We start from the raw sequence: 15,572 nt of genomic DNA, 5'->3' as shown, positions 1-15,572 counted from the left end.
CCCCGCCGGCGGCGGGGCGGGCGGGGGGGGCCGGGGCCGCCCCCCCCCCCGCCCCCGGCCCCCCCCCGGGGGTGTCGCCCCCGCCCCCCCCCCCGCCGGCCCCGGCCGGTTCGACCGCCGGCTGGTCGAACTGGCCCGTGACGTGCCCGGATTCGCCGCCCTGGTCACCGGGTGGCTGGCGGACGCCCCCCAGGAGTGGGCGGCGGTCGTCGGCCCCAGCGCGCGGCGGACGGTGGAGGCCCTCGGGGCTGTCCCAGGAGGCCCGATGCCCATGCCGATGCAGGCCGCAGGGCGTGAGCATGGCAGTCTTAGACCTGCGTAAGAGACAGACCCACGTACACAGGTTCGGGCGAGGAGCGGTGAGAGTGCAGCGCTGGCGTGGCTTGGAGGACATCCCCCAGGACTGGGGACGCAGCGTCGTCACCATCGGTTCCTACGACGGGGTGCACCGCGGACACCAGCTGATCATCGGCCGGACCGTCGAGCGGGCCCGTGAGCTGGGCGTGCCGTCGGTCGTCGTGACCTTCGACCCGCACCCCAGCGAGGTCGTCCGGCCCGGCAGTCATCCGCCGCTGCTCGCCCCGCACCACCGCCGCGCCGAACTGATGGCCGGCCTCGGCGTGGACGCGCTGCTGATCCTGCCGTTCACCACCGAGTTCTCGAAGCTCGCCCCGGCCGACTTCATCGTGAAGGTGCTCGTCGACAAGCTCCACGCGCGGCTGGTCATCGAGGGCCCCAACTTCCGTTTCGGCCACAAGGCCGCCGGGAACGTGCACCTGCTCACCGAGTACGGCGGTACGTACGACTACCGGGTCGAGGTCATCGATCTGCGGGTGCGCGGCGAGGCGGGCGGCGGCGAGCCGTTCTCCTCCACCCTCACCCGGCGCCTGGTCGCCGAGGGTGACATGGCCGGCGCCGCCGAGATCCTGGGCCGCCCGCACCGCGTCGAGGGCGTCGTCGTCCGCGGTGCGCAGCGCGGACGCGAGCTCGGCTTCCCCACCGCGAACGTGGAGACCCTGCCGCACACCGCGATCCCCGCCGACGGGGTGTACGCGGGCTGGCTGAACGTGAACGGCGAGGCGATGCCCGCCGCGATCTCGGTCGGCACGAACCCGCAGTTCGACGGCACCGAGCGGACGGTGGAGGCGTACGCGATCGACCGGGTCGGCCTCGATCTGTACGGGCTGCACGTCTCCGTGGACTTCCTCGCCTATGTACGGGGGATGCTGAAGTTCGACTCGATCGATGAGCTCCTCGTGGCGATGGCCGCCGATGTGAAGCGGTGCAGCGAGCTGATCTCCGCGTACGACCAGGGCTGATCCCCGCGCCCCTGCCGTGCCCGGGTTGGGGGAGCAGCCGCTGTTTCTCCGGGGATCAGCGCGATCGCCGCGCCCGCAAGGCGTCGAACACCCGCTCCGGGGGCAGCGGCAGGGTGGTCACGGGCGCCCGCCGCGTCGTGCACTGCGTTGGCGACGGCCGCCGCCACGGGGACCATGGCGCCCTCGCCCGCCCCCTTCGCCCCGAACGGCCCCGGCCCGTGCCCCTGTTCCTGTGTGATCGAGACGAAGCGGGCGGGCAGATCCTCGGCCATCGGTACCCGGTAGTCCAGGGCCTCGCCGTTCAGCAGCACCCCGTCCTCGTACCTCATCTCCTCGAACAGGGCCTGTGCCAGACCCATCAGCGCGGCGCCCTCGTCCTGGCCCCGGCAGAGCAGCTTGTTGACCGCGCGGCCGACGTCACCGCCGGCGACCAGCTGAAGTACCGTCACCTTCCCGGTCTCCGGGTCCACCTCGACCTCGGCGCCCGCCTCCGTGCGAACACCGAGAGTTATCTAATTGCTGAAATAGCTAATGCTCAGATTTCTAGCAGCTAAGGGATTGCCGCCACAAGGGCCGCGGGAGAGCCATCGGTTGTATCGTGACTGCCTCACCGCCGCGCCGTGAGCGGTGTTCCCGGAAGGAGGCGCGGGGCCGCGGCGCCACGCCGTCCTCCCATCGCACATGACTCGTAGAGCTTCCGGCCGCCCCGATGCGGTCGACCTCGTCCTGGAGCAGTGGAAGCGGGAGCTGCCCACGCTCGACGCCTCGCCGATGGAGGTGCTCGGCCGCCTCCACCGCAGCTTCCTGCGATACCAGGGACTGCTGTCCGACCTCTTCGAATGCTTCGACCTGAACATGGCCTCCTTCGATGTCCTGGCGGCTCTGCGCAGGTCGGGGCCGCCCTACCGGCAGACCGCCGGGCAGCTCGCGGACACCGCCCTGGTCACCACGGGCGGCATCACGCTGCGGCTCGACCGGCTGGAGAAGGCCGGGCTGGTGACCCGGGAGCGCGATGCCGGGGACCGCAGAATCGTGTACGCCCGGCTCACCGCACGAGGCGTCGAGATCGCCGAGGTGGTCGCCGCCGCCCACTTCGCCAACGAGGAACGGATGCTCGCCGAGCTGAGCGAGGAGGAGCGGCGCCGGCTCGGCCGGCTGCTCGGCAAGCTGGAACGCTCGCTGGAGACGGCCGGACAGACGCCGCCGGACCGGGCCGCGCTCGGCGCGTCCGTGCCGCGCGCACGGGCACCCCAGCCTGAGCACTCAGAATCTCAGCACTGAGACTTCGTCCAACGACCTGATCCGCTCCCTATCGCGCACCAGGTCGTAAGGTGTGCCCCATCAGGGCAGGGCGGACCGGGCCGGAGGAGATCGCTGCCATGCGAGAGCTGCTGACGGAATTGCGTGCCTGGGACGACGCCGGCACCCCCTTCGCCCTGGCGACGGTCGTCTCCGTCCGGGGCAGCGCGCCGCGCGCCCCCGGCGCGGTGATGGCGGTGACCGCCGGCGGAGCGGTGGCGGGAAGCGTGTCCGGCGGCTGTGTCGAGGGCGCGGTGTACGAGGTGGCCGGCGAGGTGCTCGCCACGGGCAGCGCACAGCTCCAGTCGTACGGGATCAGCGACGACGAGGCGTTCGGTGTCGGGCTGACCTGCGGCGGCACGATCGACGTCCTGGTCGCGCCGTTCGCCGCGGCGGCCGACCGCGCATGGCTCAGGGGCGTCACGGACTCGATCGCGGCCGGAGAACCCGTCGCCGTGGCCACCGTCCTGCCGGGCGCCTCGGCGGCCGGTGCCCGGCTGGTGGTCCGGGCCGGCGGCGCGCAGGGTTCGCTCGGCAACGAGGGGCTCGACGCGGCCGTCACCGATGACGCCGTGGGCCTGCTCGCCCAGGGGGTGACCGGCAGACAGTGGTACGGGGCGCGCGGAGAGCGCCGGATGCAGGACGTGTCCGTCTTCGTCCAGACGTACGCGCCACCGCCCCGCATGCTCGTCTTCGGCGCCATCGATCACGCCGCCGCGACCGCGCGCATCGGTTCGTTCCTCGGGTACCGGGTCACCGTCTGCGACGCCCGTCCGGCCTTCGCGACCCGTGAGCGGTTTCCCACCGCCGACGAGGTCGTCTGCGCCTGGCCGCACACCTATCTGTCGGACACGGAGATCGACGGGCGCACGGTCGTCTGCGTCCTGACGCACGACCCGAAGTTCGACGTCCCGCTGCTGGTCGCCGCGTTGCGCACACCGGCCGCGTACATCGGTGTGATGGGGAGCCGGCGCACCCATCTCGACCGCATCGCACGGCTGCGGGCCGAAGGCGTCGACGAGGCGGCCCTCGCGCGGCTCGCCTCCCCCGTCGGGCTCGACCTCGGCGCCCGCACCCCGGAGGAGACGGCCGTCTCGATCGCCGCGGAGATCATCCAGCACCGCTGGGGCGGCACGGGGCGGCCGCTCGGCGAACTGACGGGCGCGATCCACCACCAGCAGCAGGAGTAGCGGTGGCGGGCGGGTCCGGAACCCCCGGTCCCGCCCGCCACCGCCCGGCGAAAGACTAGGCCGGCGTCTCCGCCGCGGCATTGGCCCAGTGGCACGCCACCTGCGTCTGGCCGCCCCCCGCCAGCACCGGCAGATCCTCCGTACGGCACGCGTCCGCGACGCCCGCGCGCTCCGCCCCGCCGGAGGCCAGAACCTGGCAGCGCACATGGAATCGGCAGCCGGACGGCACCTTCGACGGGTCCGGCGGCTCACCGGTGAGCACCACCGGATCGCCCTCCGCCTCCGGCAGTACCGACAGCAGCGCCTGGGTGTACGGATGCCGCGGAGCCGTGAGGATCTGCTCGACGTCACCGGTCTCCACGATCCGGCCGAGGTACATCACCGCCACCCGGTCCGCGATGTTCCACGCCAGACCGAGATCGTGCGTGACGACCAGCGCGGACAGGCCCAGTTCGTCCCTCAGCCGCAGCAGCAGCGCCAGGATCTCGCCGCGCACCGAGGCGTCCAGCGAGGCCACCGGCTCGTCGGCCACGATGAGTTCGGGCTCCAGCACCAGGGCGCCCGCGATCACGACGCGCTGGCGCTGACCGCCCGACAGCTCGTGCGGGTAGCGCAGGAAGAACCGCTCCGGGGGCCGGAGGCCCGCCCGCGACAGGGCGTCGGTCACCGCCGCCCGCTCGTCGCCGCCGTACCGGTGGATCCGCAGGCCCTCGGCCACGGCGTCGTACACCGTGTGGCGCGGGTTCAGCGAGCCGCTGGGGTCCTGGAGCACCAGTTGGACGCGCTTGCGGTACGTCTTCAGCGCACGGCTGCCGTAGTCGAGCGGCTTGCCGCCGAAGGTGATCCGGCCGGAGGTCGGCGGGACCAGGCCCAGCAGCGAACGGGCCAGCGTCGTCTTGCCGCACCCGGACTCGCCGACCAGGGCGACGATCTCGCCCGGCCTGATGTCCAGGTCGACCCCGTCGACGGCCCGCGCGGGGCCGGCGCCGTGCCGGCCGGGAAAGGTGACCCGCAGCGCCTGCGCGCTGAGCAGATCCGTGGTGGTGGTCATGTGGTGCTCCTTGCTTCCTCGGCGCCCGGCAGGGCCGGGGCGGGCGCCCCCTCCGGGCCCACCAGCACACAGGCGGCCTGCCGTCCGGGCCCGGAGTCCCGCAGCTCCTGGTCCTGCGTGGCGCAGGAGTCCAGGGCCACCGGACAGCGCGGGTGGAACGTGCAGCCGGCCGGCAGCGCCGACGGGTCGGGCGGATCGCCCGGCAGCCCGCGGGGGGCGAACCGGGAGGCCGGGTCCCCGATGCGCGGGAAGGCGCCCGAAAGGGCCTTGCCGTACGGGTGGGTCGCGCTCTCGTAGACCTCGGACGCGGGGCCCTGCTCGACGACCCGTCCCGCGTACATCACCGCGAGCCGGTCGCAGGTGTCCGAGAGCACCGCCAGGTCATGGCTGATCATGATGAGCCCGAGGTCCTGCTCGGATACCAACTGCTCGATCAGACGCAGGATCTGGGCCTGGATCATCACATCGAGGGCCGTCGTCGGCTCGTCGGCGATGATCAGCCCAGGATCGCAGGCGAGCGCCATCGCGATCATCACGCGCTGGCGCTGCCCGCCGGAGAGCTCGTGCGGATAGGCGTCCGCACGGGCGGCGGGCAGCCCCACCTGTTCCAGCAGTTCGCCGGCCCTCTTGCGCGCGGCGGCCTGGGACGTCCTGCGGTGCAGCACGATCGGCTCCGCGATCTGGTCCCCGATGCGGTGCACCGCGTTGAGCGAGTGCATCGCGCCCTGGAAGACGATCGAGGCACCGGCCCAGCGCACCGCCCGGACCTGGCCCCACTTCATGGTGAGGACGTCCTCACCGTTCAGCAGGATCTCGCCGGAGACCTTCGTGCCCGCCGGCAGCAGACGCAGCAGCGCGAGCGCCAGCGTCGACTTCCCGCAGCCCGACTCCCCGGCGATGCCGAGCTTCTGGCCCGCGTCGACCTCCAGGTTCACCCCGCGGACCGCCTGGGCCCCGCCGGCGTACGTCACCGTCAGATCGCGTACCTGGAGCAGCGGCGTCCTGTGGACGTCTCTCGTGTTCAACGGGCCACCCCCAGCTTGGGATTGAGGACGGACTCGATGGCGCGGCCGCACAGCGTGAACGCCAGCGCCACCAGGGCGATGGCGATACCGGGCGGCGCCAGGTACCACCAGTCGCCCGCACTCACGGCGCCGGCCTCGCGCGCGTCCTGGAGCATGCCGCCCCACGAGGTGATGGTCGGGTCGCCGAGGCCGAGGAAGGCCAGGGTGGCTTCGGTCAGGATCGCGCTGGAGATCACCAGCGTGGTCTGGGCGAGCACCAAGGGCATCACGTTCGGCAGGACGTGCCGGGTCATGATGTGACCGTGTCCGCCGCCCAGCGCACGGGCCCGCTCGATGTAGGGGCGGGACTCCACGGCGAGCGTCTGCGCCCGCACCAGGCGGGCCGTCGTCGGCCAGGTGGTGACGCCGATCGCGATGATGACCGTCCACAGGGAGCGGTCCATCACGGTGGCCAGCGCGATGGCCAGGACCAGCGTCGGCATCACCAGGAACCAGTCGGTGACCCGCATCAGGACCGTCGAGTACCAGCCGCGGAAGTGGCCCGCGAGGATGCCGACGACCGTACCGATGGCGACGCACAGGAAGGCGGCGAGCAGTCCCACCGTGAGCGAGACGCGCGCGCCCCACACCAGCAGCGCGAGCACGCTGCGTCCGAACTGGTCCGTGCCGAGCGGGAAATCACCGCTCGGCGCCTCCAGCGCACCGCCCGGGGCGGAGGTGACGCTCTGCGAGTCGGCGCCGACCAGGACCGGTGCGAACAGGGCGATCAGCCCGATCAGGATCAGCCCGGCCAGCCCCCACAGGCCGCCCGGGTGCCGGCGGTACTCGCGCCAGAAGCGGGACATGGAACGCCGCTTGCGGGCCCGCGCCAGCGCGCGCGGGCTCTTGGCCGCCGCGGTCCCGGGCTCCTCGGGCGTCGGCTTCTCGGCCTCGGGGGTGGAGGCCGGCATGGATTCGGTCGTCATCGGCCCACCCGGGGATCGAGCAGCGGATACAGCACATCGGCGAGGGTGTTCGCCAGGATCACCGCGGTGGCGAAGACGAAGAACAGCCCTTGGACGAGTGGCAGGTCAGGGACGCTGAGCCCCTGGTAGAAGAGCCCGCCCAGACCCGGCCAGGAGAACACGGTCTCGACCAGGATCTGTCCGGCGACCACATGCCCCAGGTTGACGAACATCAGCGTGAAGGTCGGCAGCATCGCGTTGGGCACGGCGTGCTTGCGGCGCACCGCGTCGTCGCGCAGCCCCTTCGCACGGGCCGTCGTCAGGTAGTCGCTGCCCATCTCGTCGAGCAGCGAGGAGCGCATCACCAGGAGCGTCTGCGCGTAGCCGACCGCGACCAGGGTGATCACCGGGAGCACCATGTGGTGCGCGACATCGAGGACGTACGCGAAGCCGGTCTCGTTGCCCGACTCCAGACCGCCGGTCGGGAACATGCCGGGAATCGGCCCGACTCCCACCGAGAAGACGATGATCAGGAGCAGCCCGAGCCAGAACGACGGCACCGAGTAGAGCGTGAGCGCGAGCGCGGTGTTGAACCGGTCGCTCCTGGAGCCGTTGCGCCAGGCGGTACGGGTGCCCAGCCAGATGCCGAGCGCGCTGTAGAGGACGTACGCCGTGCCGGTGAGCAGCAGCGTCGCCGGAAGCGCCTCGACGATCTTGTCCATCACCGGGGCGTGGAACTGGAACGAGGTGCCGAAGTCGCCGGTGAGCGCGTCGCCCACGTAGCCGGTGAACTGCTGCCACATCGGCTGGTCGAGGCCGAACTGATGACGCAGCGACTGGAGCTGCTCGGCCGAGACGCGGCGGCCGCCCGTCATCTGCTTCACCGGGTCGCTGGGGATGAGCCGGAAGAGGAAGAAGCTGGTGACCAGTACGGCGAACAGCGAGACGACCGCGCCGGCGATCTTGGCGGCCACGTACGTGAGGTAGGCCTTGGTGTTGCGCGCCCGTGGGCCGCGGGCGGCCGGCGGACCGGCCGGAGCCGGGCCGTCCGTATCCGCATCCGCCTGTTTCACGAGCGCCGGAGTGCTGTCAGCTGTCATGGGGAACTCTCGTTACTCGTGCTGCCCGTAGAGGGACCGGCGGCGGGGCCGGACTGCTCGGGCCCGCGCCGCCGCTCTCTCTCGTCCCGTCCGCGGAAATCACCCGCGGTCCATGGAACTACTCCCGGTCGTCCGCGGTGGTGCGACGGCGCCTCATGAGGAGGAATCCGCCACCCGCAAGGACCACCACGACCACCACGATGCCGATGACGATCCCGGTGGAGCCGGAACTACTGTCGCTGTCCGAAGCGGCGCTGCCCGCGGGTTCCGCCGACCACCAGCTCCAGTACCCGTCCTGGCCGTAGATGTTGCCGGCCGCCTCGGGCATGGTCGTGATCGACTTGATCTGGTCGGTGCGGTAGGCCTCGACCGCGTTCGGGTACGCGATGACGTTCATGTACCCGGAGTCGTAGAGCCAGGACTGCATCTGGTTGACGATGTCCGCCCGCTTGGCCGGGTCGTACTCGGCGAGCTGCTTCTTGTACAGCTCGTCGTACGTCTTGTCGCAGATGAAGTTGTCCGTGGACGCGCTCTCCTTGGCCTTGGTCGGCAGGGCGGCGCAGGTGTGGATGCCGAGGACGAAGTCCGGGTCGGGGTTGACGGACCAGCCGTCGAAGGCGAGGTCGTACTCACCCGCGTACCAGGGCACGGAGACGTCGTCGAGGCAGTCGACCTTGAGGCCGATGCCGAGCTTGCCCCACCACTCCTTGAGGTACTTGCCGATCGCCTTGTCGTTCGGGTCCGTGGCGTGGCAGAGGATGCGCAGGTCGAGCGGCTTGCCGTCCTTGCCGACGCGCTGGTCGCCCTTGAGCTCGTAGCCCGCCTGGTCCAGCAGCTCGGCCGCCTTCGCCGGGTCGTAGCTCAGGCTCTGACTCGCGGACGGCTCCCACTTGTACGCCGGGAAGCGCGGCGGGATGTAGCCCGCGCCGTTGACGGCATGGCCCTGGAAGACCTTGTCGATGAGCGTCTCGCGGTCGATGGACAGGAAGAGCGCCTGGCGGACCTTCAGGTCGAGCAGGGCCTTGTTGCCGTTGCCGAACTTCTTGCCGTCCTTGGTCTGCGCGCCGGGGTTGGTGGCCAGGGCGAAGAACCGGCGGCCCGGACCCTCGTTGACCTTGACGTTCTTCTCGCCCTTGAGCGAGTCGGCCTGGGCAGGGGTCAGCGCGGGCGAGCCGGCGACGAAGGAGACCTCACCCTTACGGAGCGCGGCGACCGCGGCGTCCTGGTCCTTGTAGGTCTTGAAGACCACCTCGTCGAACTTGGGCGAACCGCGCCAGAAGTCCTTGTTGGCCTTGAGCTTCGCATACTGGTCGACCTTGTAGTCGGTCAGGATGAAGGGCCCGTTGCCCACGACCGGGAACTTCGTGTCGTTGTTGAACTTCGAGAAGTCCCCGACCTTGTCCCAGACGTGCTTGGGGACGATCGGGACATCGAGCGCGGCCATGGTGGCCTGCGGTTCCTTCAGCTCGATGACCAGCTTCGTGGGGCTGGGAGCCGTCACCTTCTTGAAGTTGGTGACGAAGCTGCCGTTGGCCTGGGCGGCGCCCTCGTCGGTCATGATCTTGTTGAACGTCCAGGCCGCGTCCTCGGCGGTGGCCTGCTGACCGTCGGACCACTTGGAGTCGGACCGAATGGTGTACGTCCACGTCAGCTTGTCCGCGGAGGCCTTCCACTCGGTGGCGAGCCCCGGGATCGCGTGGTTGTCCTTGGCGTCGTAGTTCGTCAGGAAGTCGTACATGAGCCGGGAGAGGCTGGTGCTCATCAGCTTCTGGGCGAGGAACGGGCTCAGTGAGTCGACGCTCTGCGCCACCGCGACGGTCAGGGTCGACTTGCCGCTGTCGGCGGCCTGCGCCTGCTGGGGCGCGGCGGCCCCGAGGGGCACCCCCGGAACGACGGACGCGGCCGCGAGCCCGAGGGCAGCGGCACCGGCGGCCAGGAGGACACGCAGACGTGAGCGTGGCTGGGCGGCGTGTGGTGGAACTCTTTCGACCATGGTCAGGGACCTCGCGTCAGGACTCGCACGGAGAAGGCGGGTTGATCTGTGGATCGCCAGCTGGTGAAGCGAAGGTTTATCAGCGGTGGTCGAGTCGCGTCAACGGTCATCGAAACGGCGTGTGGGCTGCGGGAATGCGCAGAGGGTCCGCATCCCGGAGACGATGCGGACCCTCATTGGTTCAGACCTCTGACGCCTTACTGCTGAGGCGCTGGCGGTGGCTGCGGAGGCTGCTGCTGCCACCCTGCCGGCGGCACGGGGCCCTGTAGTTCGGGAAGGGCGGGCTGCCCCGGCTGACCAGGCTGTCCGCCGTACTGCGGCTGCGGCTGCTGTTGCTGGGGCGGCGGGCCGGCCGGGTCGGCGGCCGACCGGGCCTGCGAGGGCGGCGACTGCTGCCAGCCCTGGCCGGCGCCGGGGCCCGGCTGCGGGGGATAGGGCTGCTGCGGCTGCTGGCCACCGTACGGCTGCTGCGGCGGATACGGCTGGCCCGGCTGCTGGGGTGCGTAGGGCTGCTGTGCCGGGACCTGGTTACCGGGCATCGGCGGGGCGTACTGCGGCGGCTGGTTGCTGCCGTCCGCCGTCCACAGCCCTTGCTGCTGCTGGGCGCGTGCGAAGTCCTCGGCGACGAGGGCGGAGAGGTGGAAGTACGCGTCCCGCGTCTTCGGACGCATCATGTCGAGGTCGACCTCGGCACCGGCCGACAGATGCTCGTCGAACGGTACGACGACCACGCCCCGGCAGCGCGTCTCGAAGTGCTGCACGATGTCGTCGACCTTGATCATCTTTCCGGTCTCGCGCACCCCGGAGATCACGGTGAGGGACCGCTGCACCAGATCGGCATAGCCGTGCGCCGACAGCCAGTCCAGCGTGGTGGAGGCGCTTGACGCACCGTCGACCGAAGGCGTGGAGATGATGATCAGCTGGTCGGCGAGGTCCAGCACACCGCGCATCGCGCTGTAGAGGAGACCGGTGCCGGAGTCGGTGAGGATGATCGGGTACTGCTTGCCCAGCACCTCGATCGCGCGCCGGTAGTCCTCGTCGTTGAACGTGGTCGAGACGGCCGGGTCCACGTCGTTGGCGATGATCTCCAGACCGGAGGGCGCCTGCGAGGTGAACCGGCGGATGTCCATGTACGAGTTGAGGTGCGGGATCGCGTGGACCAGGTCGCGGATGGTCGCCCCGGTCTCCCGCCGGACCCGGCGGCCCAGCGTGCCGGCGTCCGGGTTGGCGTCGATGGCGAGGATCTTGTCCTGCCGCTCGGTGGCCAGGGTGGAGCCGAGCGCGGTGGTCGTCGTGGTCTTGCCCACGCCGCCCTTCAGGCTGATCACCGCGATCCGGTAGCAGGAGAGGACCGGGGTGCGGATCAGTTCGAGCTTGCGCTGACGCTCGATCTCGTCCTTCTTGCCGCCGAGCCTGAAGCGGGAGGCGGCGGACGGCCCGCGGCTGCTCTTCGCCTTCTGCTTGCCCCGGACCAGCCGGTCGGACGAGAGCTCCACGGCGGCCGTGTAACCCAGCGGGGCACCCTGCACCGAACGCTCGCGCTGGTCGTGGGCGACGGGGTTGGGCCAGGCGGCTCCGGCGCGCGGGTCGACGGGCGGCCCCTGCGGCGGGAGTTGCTGGTACTGCTGCTGCTGGCCCGGCTGCTGCGGGGTGATCTGCGCGGGCAGGTTCGGGGTGCTCCCGGCCGACGGCCGGTCACCCTGGGGGAAGCCGTAACCGCTCTGCTGCTGCGGCTGAGCCCCGGGCGGAGGCAGCGCCGCGCCCGGCTGCTGCGCGGGCCACTGCGGCGCCGGGGGCTGCTGAGGCGTATGAGGGGCGGGCTGCTGCGGGTACTGCGCCGGGAGCGGGGCTCCTGGCAGAGCCTGCTGCGGCGCCGGGGGCTGCTGGGGGAAGCCGTAGCCCGCCTGCGGTGCGGGCGCGGGCGGCTGGGGCTGCTGCGGGAATGCGGGGGCCTCGGGTGCCTGGGGCGCCGGGGCCGGCGCGGCTGCCGGAGTCTGCGGGAACCCGTAGCCGCCGCCCGGTGCACCGTTCGCCGGGGGCGGTCCCGGCCACTGCGACGCCGGCTGGGGCGCGGCGGGCTGGGGCGCGGCGGGCTGGAAGGCGGGCGGCAGCGGCGGCAGTCCGCCCTGCGGCGGCGCCGGTGCCCAGGGTGCGGGCGCGGTGTCCTGCGGTGCGGCGGCGGACGGCGCGTGGGGTGCCGCGTCCGTGACGGCGTCCGAGGGCACGGAGCCGGCGGGCTCCTCGGCCTGCGGGGTGCTGTCGGAGTCGGCGCCGCCCGTCGCGTCGGCCGCGGCGTCGTCGGCGACCTCGTCGGACTCCGCCGACGCGGCGTCGGACGACGGAACCGAATCGGACGGAACCGAATCGGACAGGGCCGAATCGGACGGAACCGAATCGGACGGAACCGAATCGGACGGAACCGAATCGGACGGAACCGAATCGGACGGAACCGAATCGGACAGGGCCGAATCGGACGGCACCGAGCCGGCCCCGTCGCTCTCCCCGGTGGTCAGACCGGTGGACAGACCGGTGGTCAGATCCTGCCCGGCATCCGTGTCCGTACCGACGTCAGTCGCGTCCGCGTCCGCGTCGATCGTATTGGCGACGGTATCGGCAGCCGATGCGTCGTCGTCGGCACCACTGCTCCCGTCTCCGCTCCCGGCCTCGCTCTCCGCGGCTGCCTCGCGATCGGCGATCTCCCGCTTCAGCGCGGCGGACGAGAACCGCATGGTCGCGCCGCTCTCCACATCGCCGCTCCCGAACGGATCGGCGGCAGCCGGCTGGACCGGCGGCACGGGGGGACCGGGCGCCGGGGCGGGCGGGGCCGGGGTCCAGCTGGGTTCGAAACCGCCGCCGGCCGGCAGCCCGGGTGCGGACACCGGTGCGCCGCTGGGCGGCGGGGGCGGGGCCAGGTGTGTTCCGGCGCCGCCCGAGGAGTCGCCCGGCGTATTCTGCGTGTACCAGGCGGGCGGGGTGTAGTCGATGGTGAACTCACCCGTCATCTCGGCGGGCTCCGCGTCGGTCGACTCGTCGACGGGCTTGTCCCAGCTCCCGCGCATCTCGTCCCGATCGCCGTTCACTTTGCCTCCTGGTGTGGTCGAGCACCCTTGTGCCGTGGTGGGTGGGGGCGACCGTCCGGACAGAACCTGGTGCGAACCGCCCGGCTCTCCCCCTGGGACGCGCATTGCCTGTCCGCCGGTTCTTCTGCCGCGTCCGGACCCACCCTAATCGCCATCGGGCCGGGTACGGCAGGCCGTACGGCACCGCGGCCACCGTCCCGTACGTCACGTACTGCCCCCAAGTGGACTGAGTACGGCAGGGAGTGAAGCGGAAAGCGGTCAAACGTGCACATCCGCGCGGGGAAACCCGAACATTTCGCGCACGTCTCGTCGCGTCCTCAGTCCACCCGGCGTGCGCTGCCCAGCAGTCCCGATTCGGCATCGGTCGCTTCGGTCATCACGAACCGCCGGTCCCGGCGCGTGCACCAGAGGGTGACCCCGTCCTTGAGAGTGGACAGGGTCCGGGTCTCGCCGGGCGGCAGACACATGAGGCGCCCGATCCTCTCGGCTTCATCAGGGGACACCCGCTGAACGCCGACCAGTGACGCCTTCTCCATCAAACCGGGCGCCACCGGGCTCAGATACGGCAGCAGCGTCACCGTCGACCGCCACGGACCGGAGACCACCCGCCCCTGCGGTGGTCTCATGCCGCAGTCCCGCACCAGGACGACCGGCGAGCCGGCCGAGGCTTCCTGCGCGGGCACCCGCCCCACCTCGTGCAGCGAGATGCACGGCGGAACGCCGCCCGCGGCCTGCGCCAGCTTCGTCCAGGCCTGGGCCCGCCCGGTCTCGACCACGATCCGGGCACCGGTCGCCGCCGCCCGCAGCGCGAGCACCTGCGCCGTCCACAGCCCGCCGATCAGCGTGACGTCGTACGGGGTGGGCCGGTTGATGCCGATCACGGCGGGGCGCCCCTCGCCGTCCACACCGATCACCACGCCGTCGTCGCCGACCGGCAGGGCCAGTGACACCAGTTGGTCGAGGCGGACGGTGTGCCGGACCCGGAGCGGCCCGGCCGGCCCGAAGCCGAACCGGCCGCGACGGCGTGCGATCACGGACATCAGCGGATACCCCCGAGCGGAAGTGTGGCGAGGACACCGGGCACCTGTTCGCGGTCGAGCCGCACCAGCGAGGCCTTCACCCCGCGTGCGATGCGCTCCAACTCGTGGCGGGCGGAGCGCAGTTCCTCCTCGTCGCGGCCGGTGACCCGGATGTGCCCGGCGATCGGGATCTCCTGGCGGTCACCGCGTCCCAGCGTGAGACTGAAGGTCGTGGCCAGCGCCGGGACCGAGGTGAGCAGCGCGACGAGCTGCGGCATCGGCGCACCGCCCGCGCCGAACCGCGGCCAGCGGCGCACCCAGTACGTGGTGTGCTGCCGGTCGTCGCAACGCCAGGTGCGCGACGTCTCCAGGGTGCGGCGGGCGGGCGATCCCGACCGGTCGGCCCGCGCCCCGGCCGACGGGCCGGCGCAGGCGGAGGTGGCGATCGCCGAGTGGAGCTCCTGCTCCGTCAGCACCGTCGAGCCGAACCCCGCCCCCGTCAGCCTGCTGGACAACTGGTCGACCGCGCGGACCAGGCATTTCTGCGCACCGGTGAGCCCGCCGCCCCTTGCCCGTACGGCCTCCGGGCAGAGTTCCGGGTCCAGCTTCAGCGCGATCCAGGTGATGCGGACCGCCGGGGCACCCGTCAGCGCCTGGAGAGGCGCGTAGTTGCGTGCCGCGACCGACTGCTCCGGCAGCTGCGGGGCGGGAGCCGGCTGGGTGTGCTGCACGATCTGCGCCGACTCCAGCCGGATGCCGTCGACGTCGAGCGCGTCCTTGACCAGCAGCAGCGGCAGCGGCCGTGCGGACCGGTCAGGGCGCAGCGCGGTGGCGTCGGACTCGATCCGGAGTACGGCCGTCAGATACGTACCGTCGCCGATCATGCCGACCGGCCGCCGCTCACGGCCGCTGAAGGAGCAGGTGCGCAGCGCCGGTTCGCACTCGACGGCCGGCGCGATCCCCGGCCCGGTGCCCGCGGGCACCGGGGTCGACGCGGCCCTGCGGGTACGGGCGCGCAGCGCGAGAGCGGTACGCAGCCACTCGGGAAGCGAACGGCGGCGCCTGCGCACGACGGCCAGCAGTACCAGCGCCGCGGCCACCACCACGGCGGGGGCCAGCAGCAGGGGGCCGGCGACCCAGGCACCCAGCAGCAGCGCGGCGGCGATCTCGACCAGCACGAGCTGTTGCAATCGGAACGGTCCGAACTGTCCGGCTCGTCCGCCCGGCCGTGCGCCGCCCGGCCCGCGCCGGCCGGGAGCACCGGCAGAACCGCCGCGGGGACCGCCGGCCCGGGGGGCTCCGGGAGGCGGTGCGTTCCCGGCCCGTGGTGTCCGCGTCGCGGAAGCCGTCATCGCGGCATTCCCCCCGTCCGTCCGGGCCCAACTCGACCCGTGCCACGCCTCTTCCGCCGACCGCTCCGGCGGCTGGATCACCCTACCCGGCCCGCGGGCCCCCACCGGCGACAGGCATAGTAGGGGGCCGGTCAGGCGGGGCGGAGGCCCGGTGCGGGGCGTCGGACGCGGCCGCCCACGGCGCCACGCGGGGAGAGCAC

12 protein-coding genes and 1 pseudogene are annotated in these 15,572 nt (G+C 72.1%); 4 read left to right on the top strand and 9 right to left on the bottom strand.

Features of this window, described 5'->3' with window-relative positions; all coding sequences use genetic code 11:
* Positions 1 to 106: 106 nt before the first annotated feature.
* Together AB0I52_RS30005 and AB0I52_RS30000 are read left to right on the top strand one after the other, a co-directional pair.
* Positions 107 to 322, top strand: a pseudogene (locus tag AB0I52_RS30005) (hypothetical protein); the annotation flags it as partial.
* A gap of 43 nt (positions 323 to 365) precedes the next feature.
* A complete protein-coding gene (locus tag AB0I52_RS30000; protein WP_363077908.1) occupies positions 366 to 1,319 on the top strand; it encodes a bifunctional riboflavin kinase/FAD synthetase in 954 nt (317 codons plus the stop codon).
* Here AB0I52_RS30000 and AB0I52_RS29995 read toward each other — a convergent pair.
* Positions 1,211 to 1,768 (bottom strand): molybdopterin cofactor-binding domain-containing protein, encoded by a 558-nt coding sequence (locus AB0I52_RS29995; protein WP_363077906.1) that lies wholly within the window; start codon positions 1,766 to 1,768, stop codon positions 1,211 to 1,213. The two genes, AB0I52_RS30000 and AB0I52_RS29995, sit on opposite strands and share 109 nt — an antisense overlap.
* 232 nt (positions 1,769 to 2,000) lie before the next feature.
* On the opposite strand from AB0I52_RS29995, the gene AB0I52_RS29990 reads away from it, so the two are divergent.
* Positions 2,001 to 2,600 carry a MarR family transcriptional regulator gene (locus tag AB0I52_RS29990; protein WP_363077904.1) on the top strand — a complete coding sequence of 200 codons (600 nt, stop codon included), beginning with the start codon at positions 2,001 to 2,003 and terminating at the stop codon, positions 2,598 to 2,600.
* A 98-nt stretch (positions 2,601 to 2,698) separates the two neighbouring features.
* Positions 2,699 to 3,808: an XdhC family protein gene (locus AB0I52_RS29985; protein WP_363077902.1), complete on the top strand. Its 1,110-nt coding sequence runs from the start codon at positions 2,699 to 2,701 to the stop codon at positions 3,806 to 3,808.
* A 55-nt stretch (positions 3,809 to 3,863) separates the two neighbouring features.
* Here AB0I52_RS29985 and AB0I52_RS29980 read toward each other — a convergent pair whose 3' ends face one another.
* The 8 genes from AB0I52_RS29980 to eccE all read right to left on the bottom strand — a co-directional run bounded on the left by AB0I52_RS29980 (position 3,864) and on the right by eccE (position 15,372).
* On the bottom strand, positions 3,864 to 4,859 hold the full coding sequence (locus AB0I52_RS29980; protein WP_363077900.1) for an ABC transporter ATP-binding protein: 996 nt from the start codon (positions 4,857 to 4,859) through the stop codon (positions 3,864 to 3,866).
* On the bottom strand, positions 4,856 to 5,884 hold the full coding sequence (locus tag AB0I52_RS29975; protein WP_363077898.1) for an ABC transporter ATP-binding protein: 1,029 nt from the start codon (positions 5,882 to 5,884) through the stop codon (positions 4,856 to 4,858). Before AB0I52_RS29975 ends, AB0I52_RS29980 begins: the two co-directional genes overlap by 4 nt.
* Positions 5,881 to 6,729 (bottom strand): ABC transporter permease, encoded by an 849-nt coding sequence (locus AB0I52_RS29970; protein WP_363077912.1) that lies wholly within the window; start codon positions 6,727 to 6,729, stop codon positions 5,881 to 5,883. The genes AB0I52_RS29975 and AB0I52_RS29970 overlap by 4 nt, the downstream gene beginning before the upstream one ends.
* Positions 6,730 to 6,845: 116 nt before the next feature.
* A complete protein-coding gene (locus AB0I52_RS29965; RefSeq protein ID WP_363077896.1) occupies positions 6,846 to 7,928 on the bottom strand; it encodes an ABC transporter permease in 1,083 nt (360 codons plus the stop codon).
* Positions 7,929 to 8,046: 118 nt separating this feature from the next.
* Positions 8,047 to 9,921, bottom strand: coding sequence for an ABC transporter substrate-binding protein (locus AB0I52_RS29960; protein ID WP_363077894.1), 1,875 nt, complete (start codon positions 9,919 to 9,921; stop codon positions 8,047 to 8,049).
* Between the two features lie 197 nt (positions 9,922 to 10,118).
* Entirely contained in the window at positions 10,119 to 13,001 is a 2,883-nt protein-coding gene (locus AB0I52_RS29955; RefSeq protein WP_363077892.1) for an SCO5717 family growth-regulating ATPase, read from the bottom strand.
* 317 nt (positions 13,002 to 13,318) lie between these two features.
* Positions 13,319 to 14,041 carry a hypothetical protein gene (locus AB0I52_RS29950; RefSeq protein WP_363077890.1) on the bottom strand — a complete coding sequence of 241 codons (723 nt, stop codon included), beginning with the start codon at positions 14,039 to 14,041 and terminating at the stop codon, positions 13,319 to 13,321.
* A complete protein-coding gene (eccE, locus tag AB0I52_RS29945; RefSeq protein WP_363077888.1) occupies positions 14,041 to 15,372 on the bottom strand; it encodes a type VII secretion protein EccE in 1,332 nt (443 codons plus the stop codon). The genes AB0I52_RS29950 and eccE overlap by 1 nt, the downstream gene beginning before the upstream one ends.
* Positions 15,373 to 15,572 lie beyond the last annotated feature (200 nt).

The organism is Streptomyces sp. NPDC050423, assembly GCF_040655445.1.
Lineage (GTDB): Bacteria > Actinomycetota > Actinomycetes > Streptomycetales > Streptomycetaceae > Streptomyces.
This window is presented reverse-complemented; position numbering and strand designations above follow the sequence as displayed.

What these genes read in the sequence shown, in the direction of transcription:
- AB0I52_RS29950 (WP_363077890.1), bottom strand. Translation starts at nt 14,041, where the DNA reads ATGTCCGTGATCGCACGCCGTCGCGGCCGGTTCGGCTTCGGGCCGGCC.
- AB0I52_RS29985 (WP_363077902.1), top strand. Translation starts at nt 2,699, where the DNA reads ATGCGAGAGCTGCTGACGGAATTGCGTGCCTGGGACGACGCCGGCACC.
- AB0I52_RS29965 (WP_363077896.1), bottom strand. Translation starts at nt 7,928, where the DNA reads ATGACAGCTGACAGCACTCCGGCGCTCGTGAAACAGGCGGATGCGGAT.
- AB0I52_RS29970 (WP_363077912.1), bottom strand. Translation starts at nt 6,729, where the DNA reads ATGTCCCGCTTCTGGCGCGAGTACCGCCGGCACCCGGGCGGCCTGTGG.
- AB0I52_RS29980 (WP_363077900.1), bottom strand. Translation starts at nt 4,859, where the DNA reads ATGACCACCACCACGGATCTGCTCAGCGCGCAGGCGCTGCGGGTCACC.
- AB0I52_RS29960 (WP_363077894.1), bottom strand. Translation starts at nt 9,921, where the DNA reads ATGGTCGAAAGAGTTCCACCACACGCCGCCCAGCCACGCTCACGTCTG.
- eccE (WP_363077888.1), bottom strand. Translation starts at nt 15,372, where the DNA reads ATGACGGCTTCCGCGACGCGGACACCACGGGCCGGGAACGCACCGCCT.
- AB0I52_RS29990 (WP_363077904.1), top strand. Translation starts at nt 2,001, where the DNA reads ATGACTCGTAGAGCTTCCGGCCGCCCCGATGCGGTCGACCTCGTCCTG.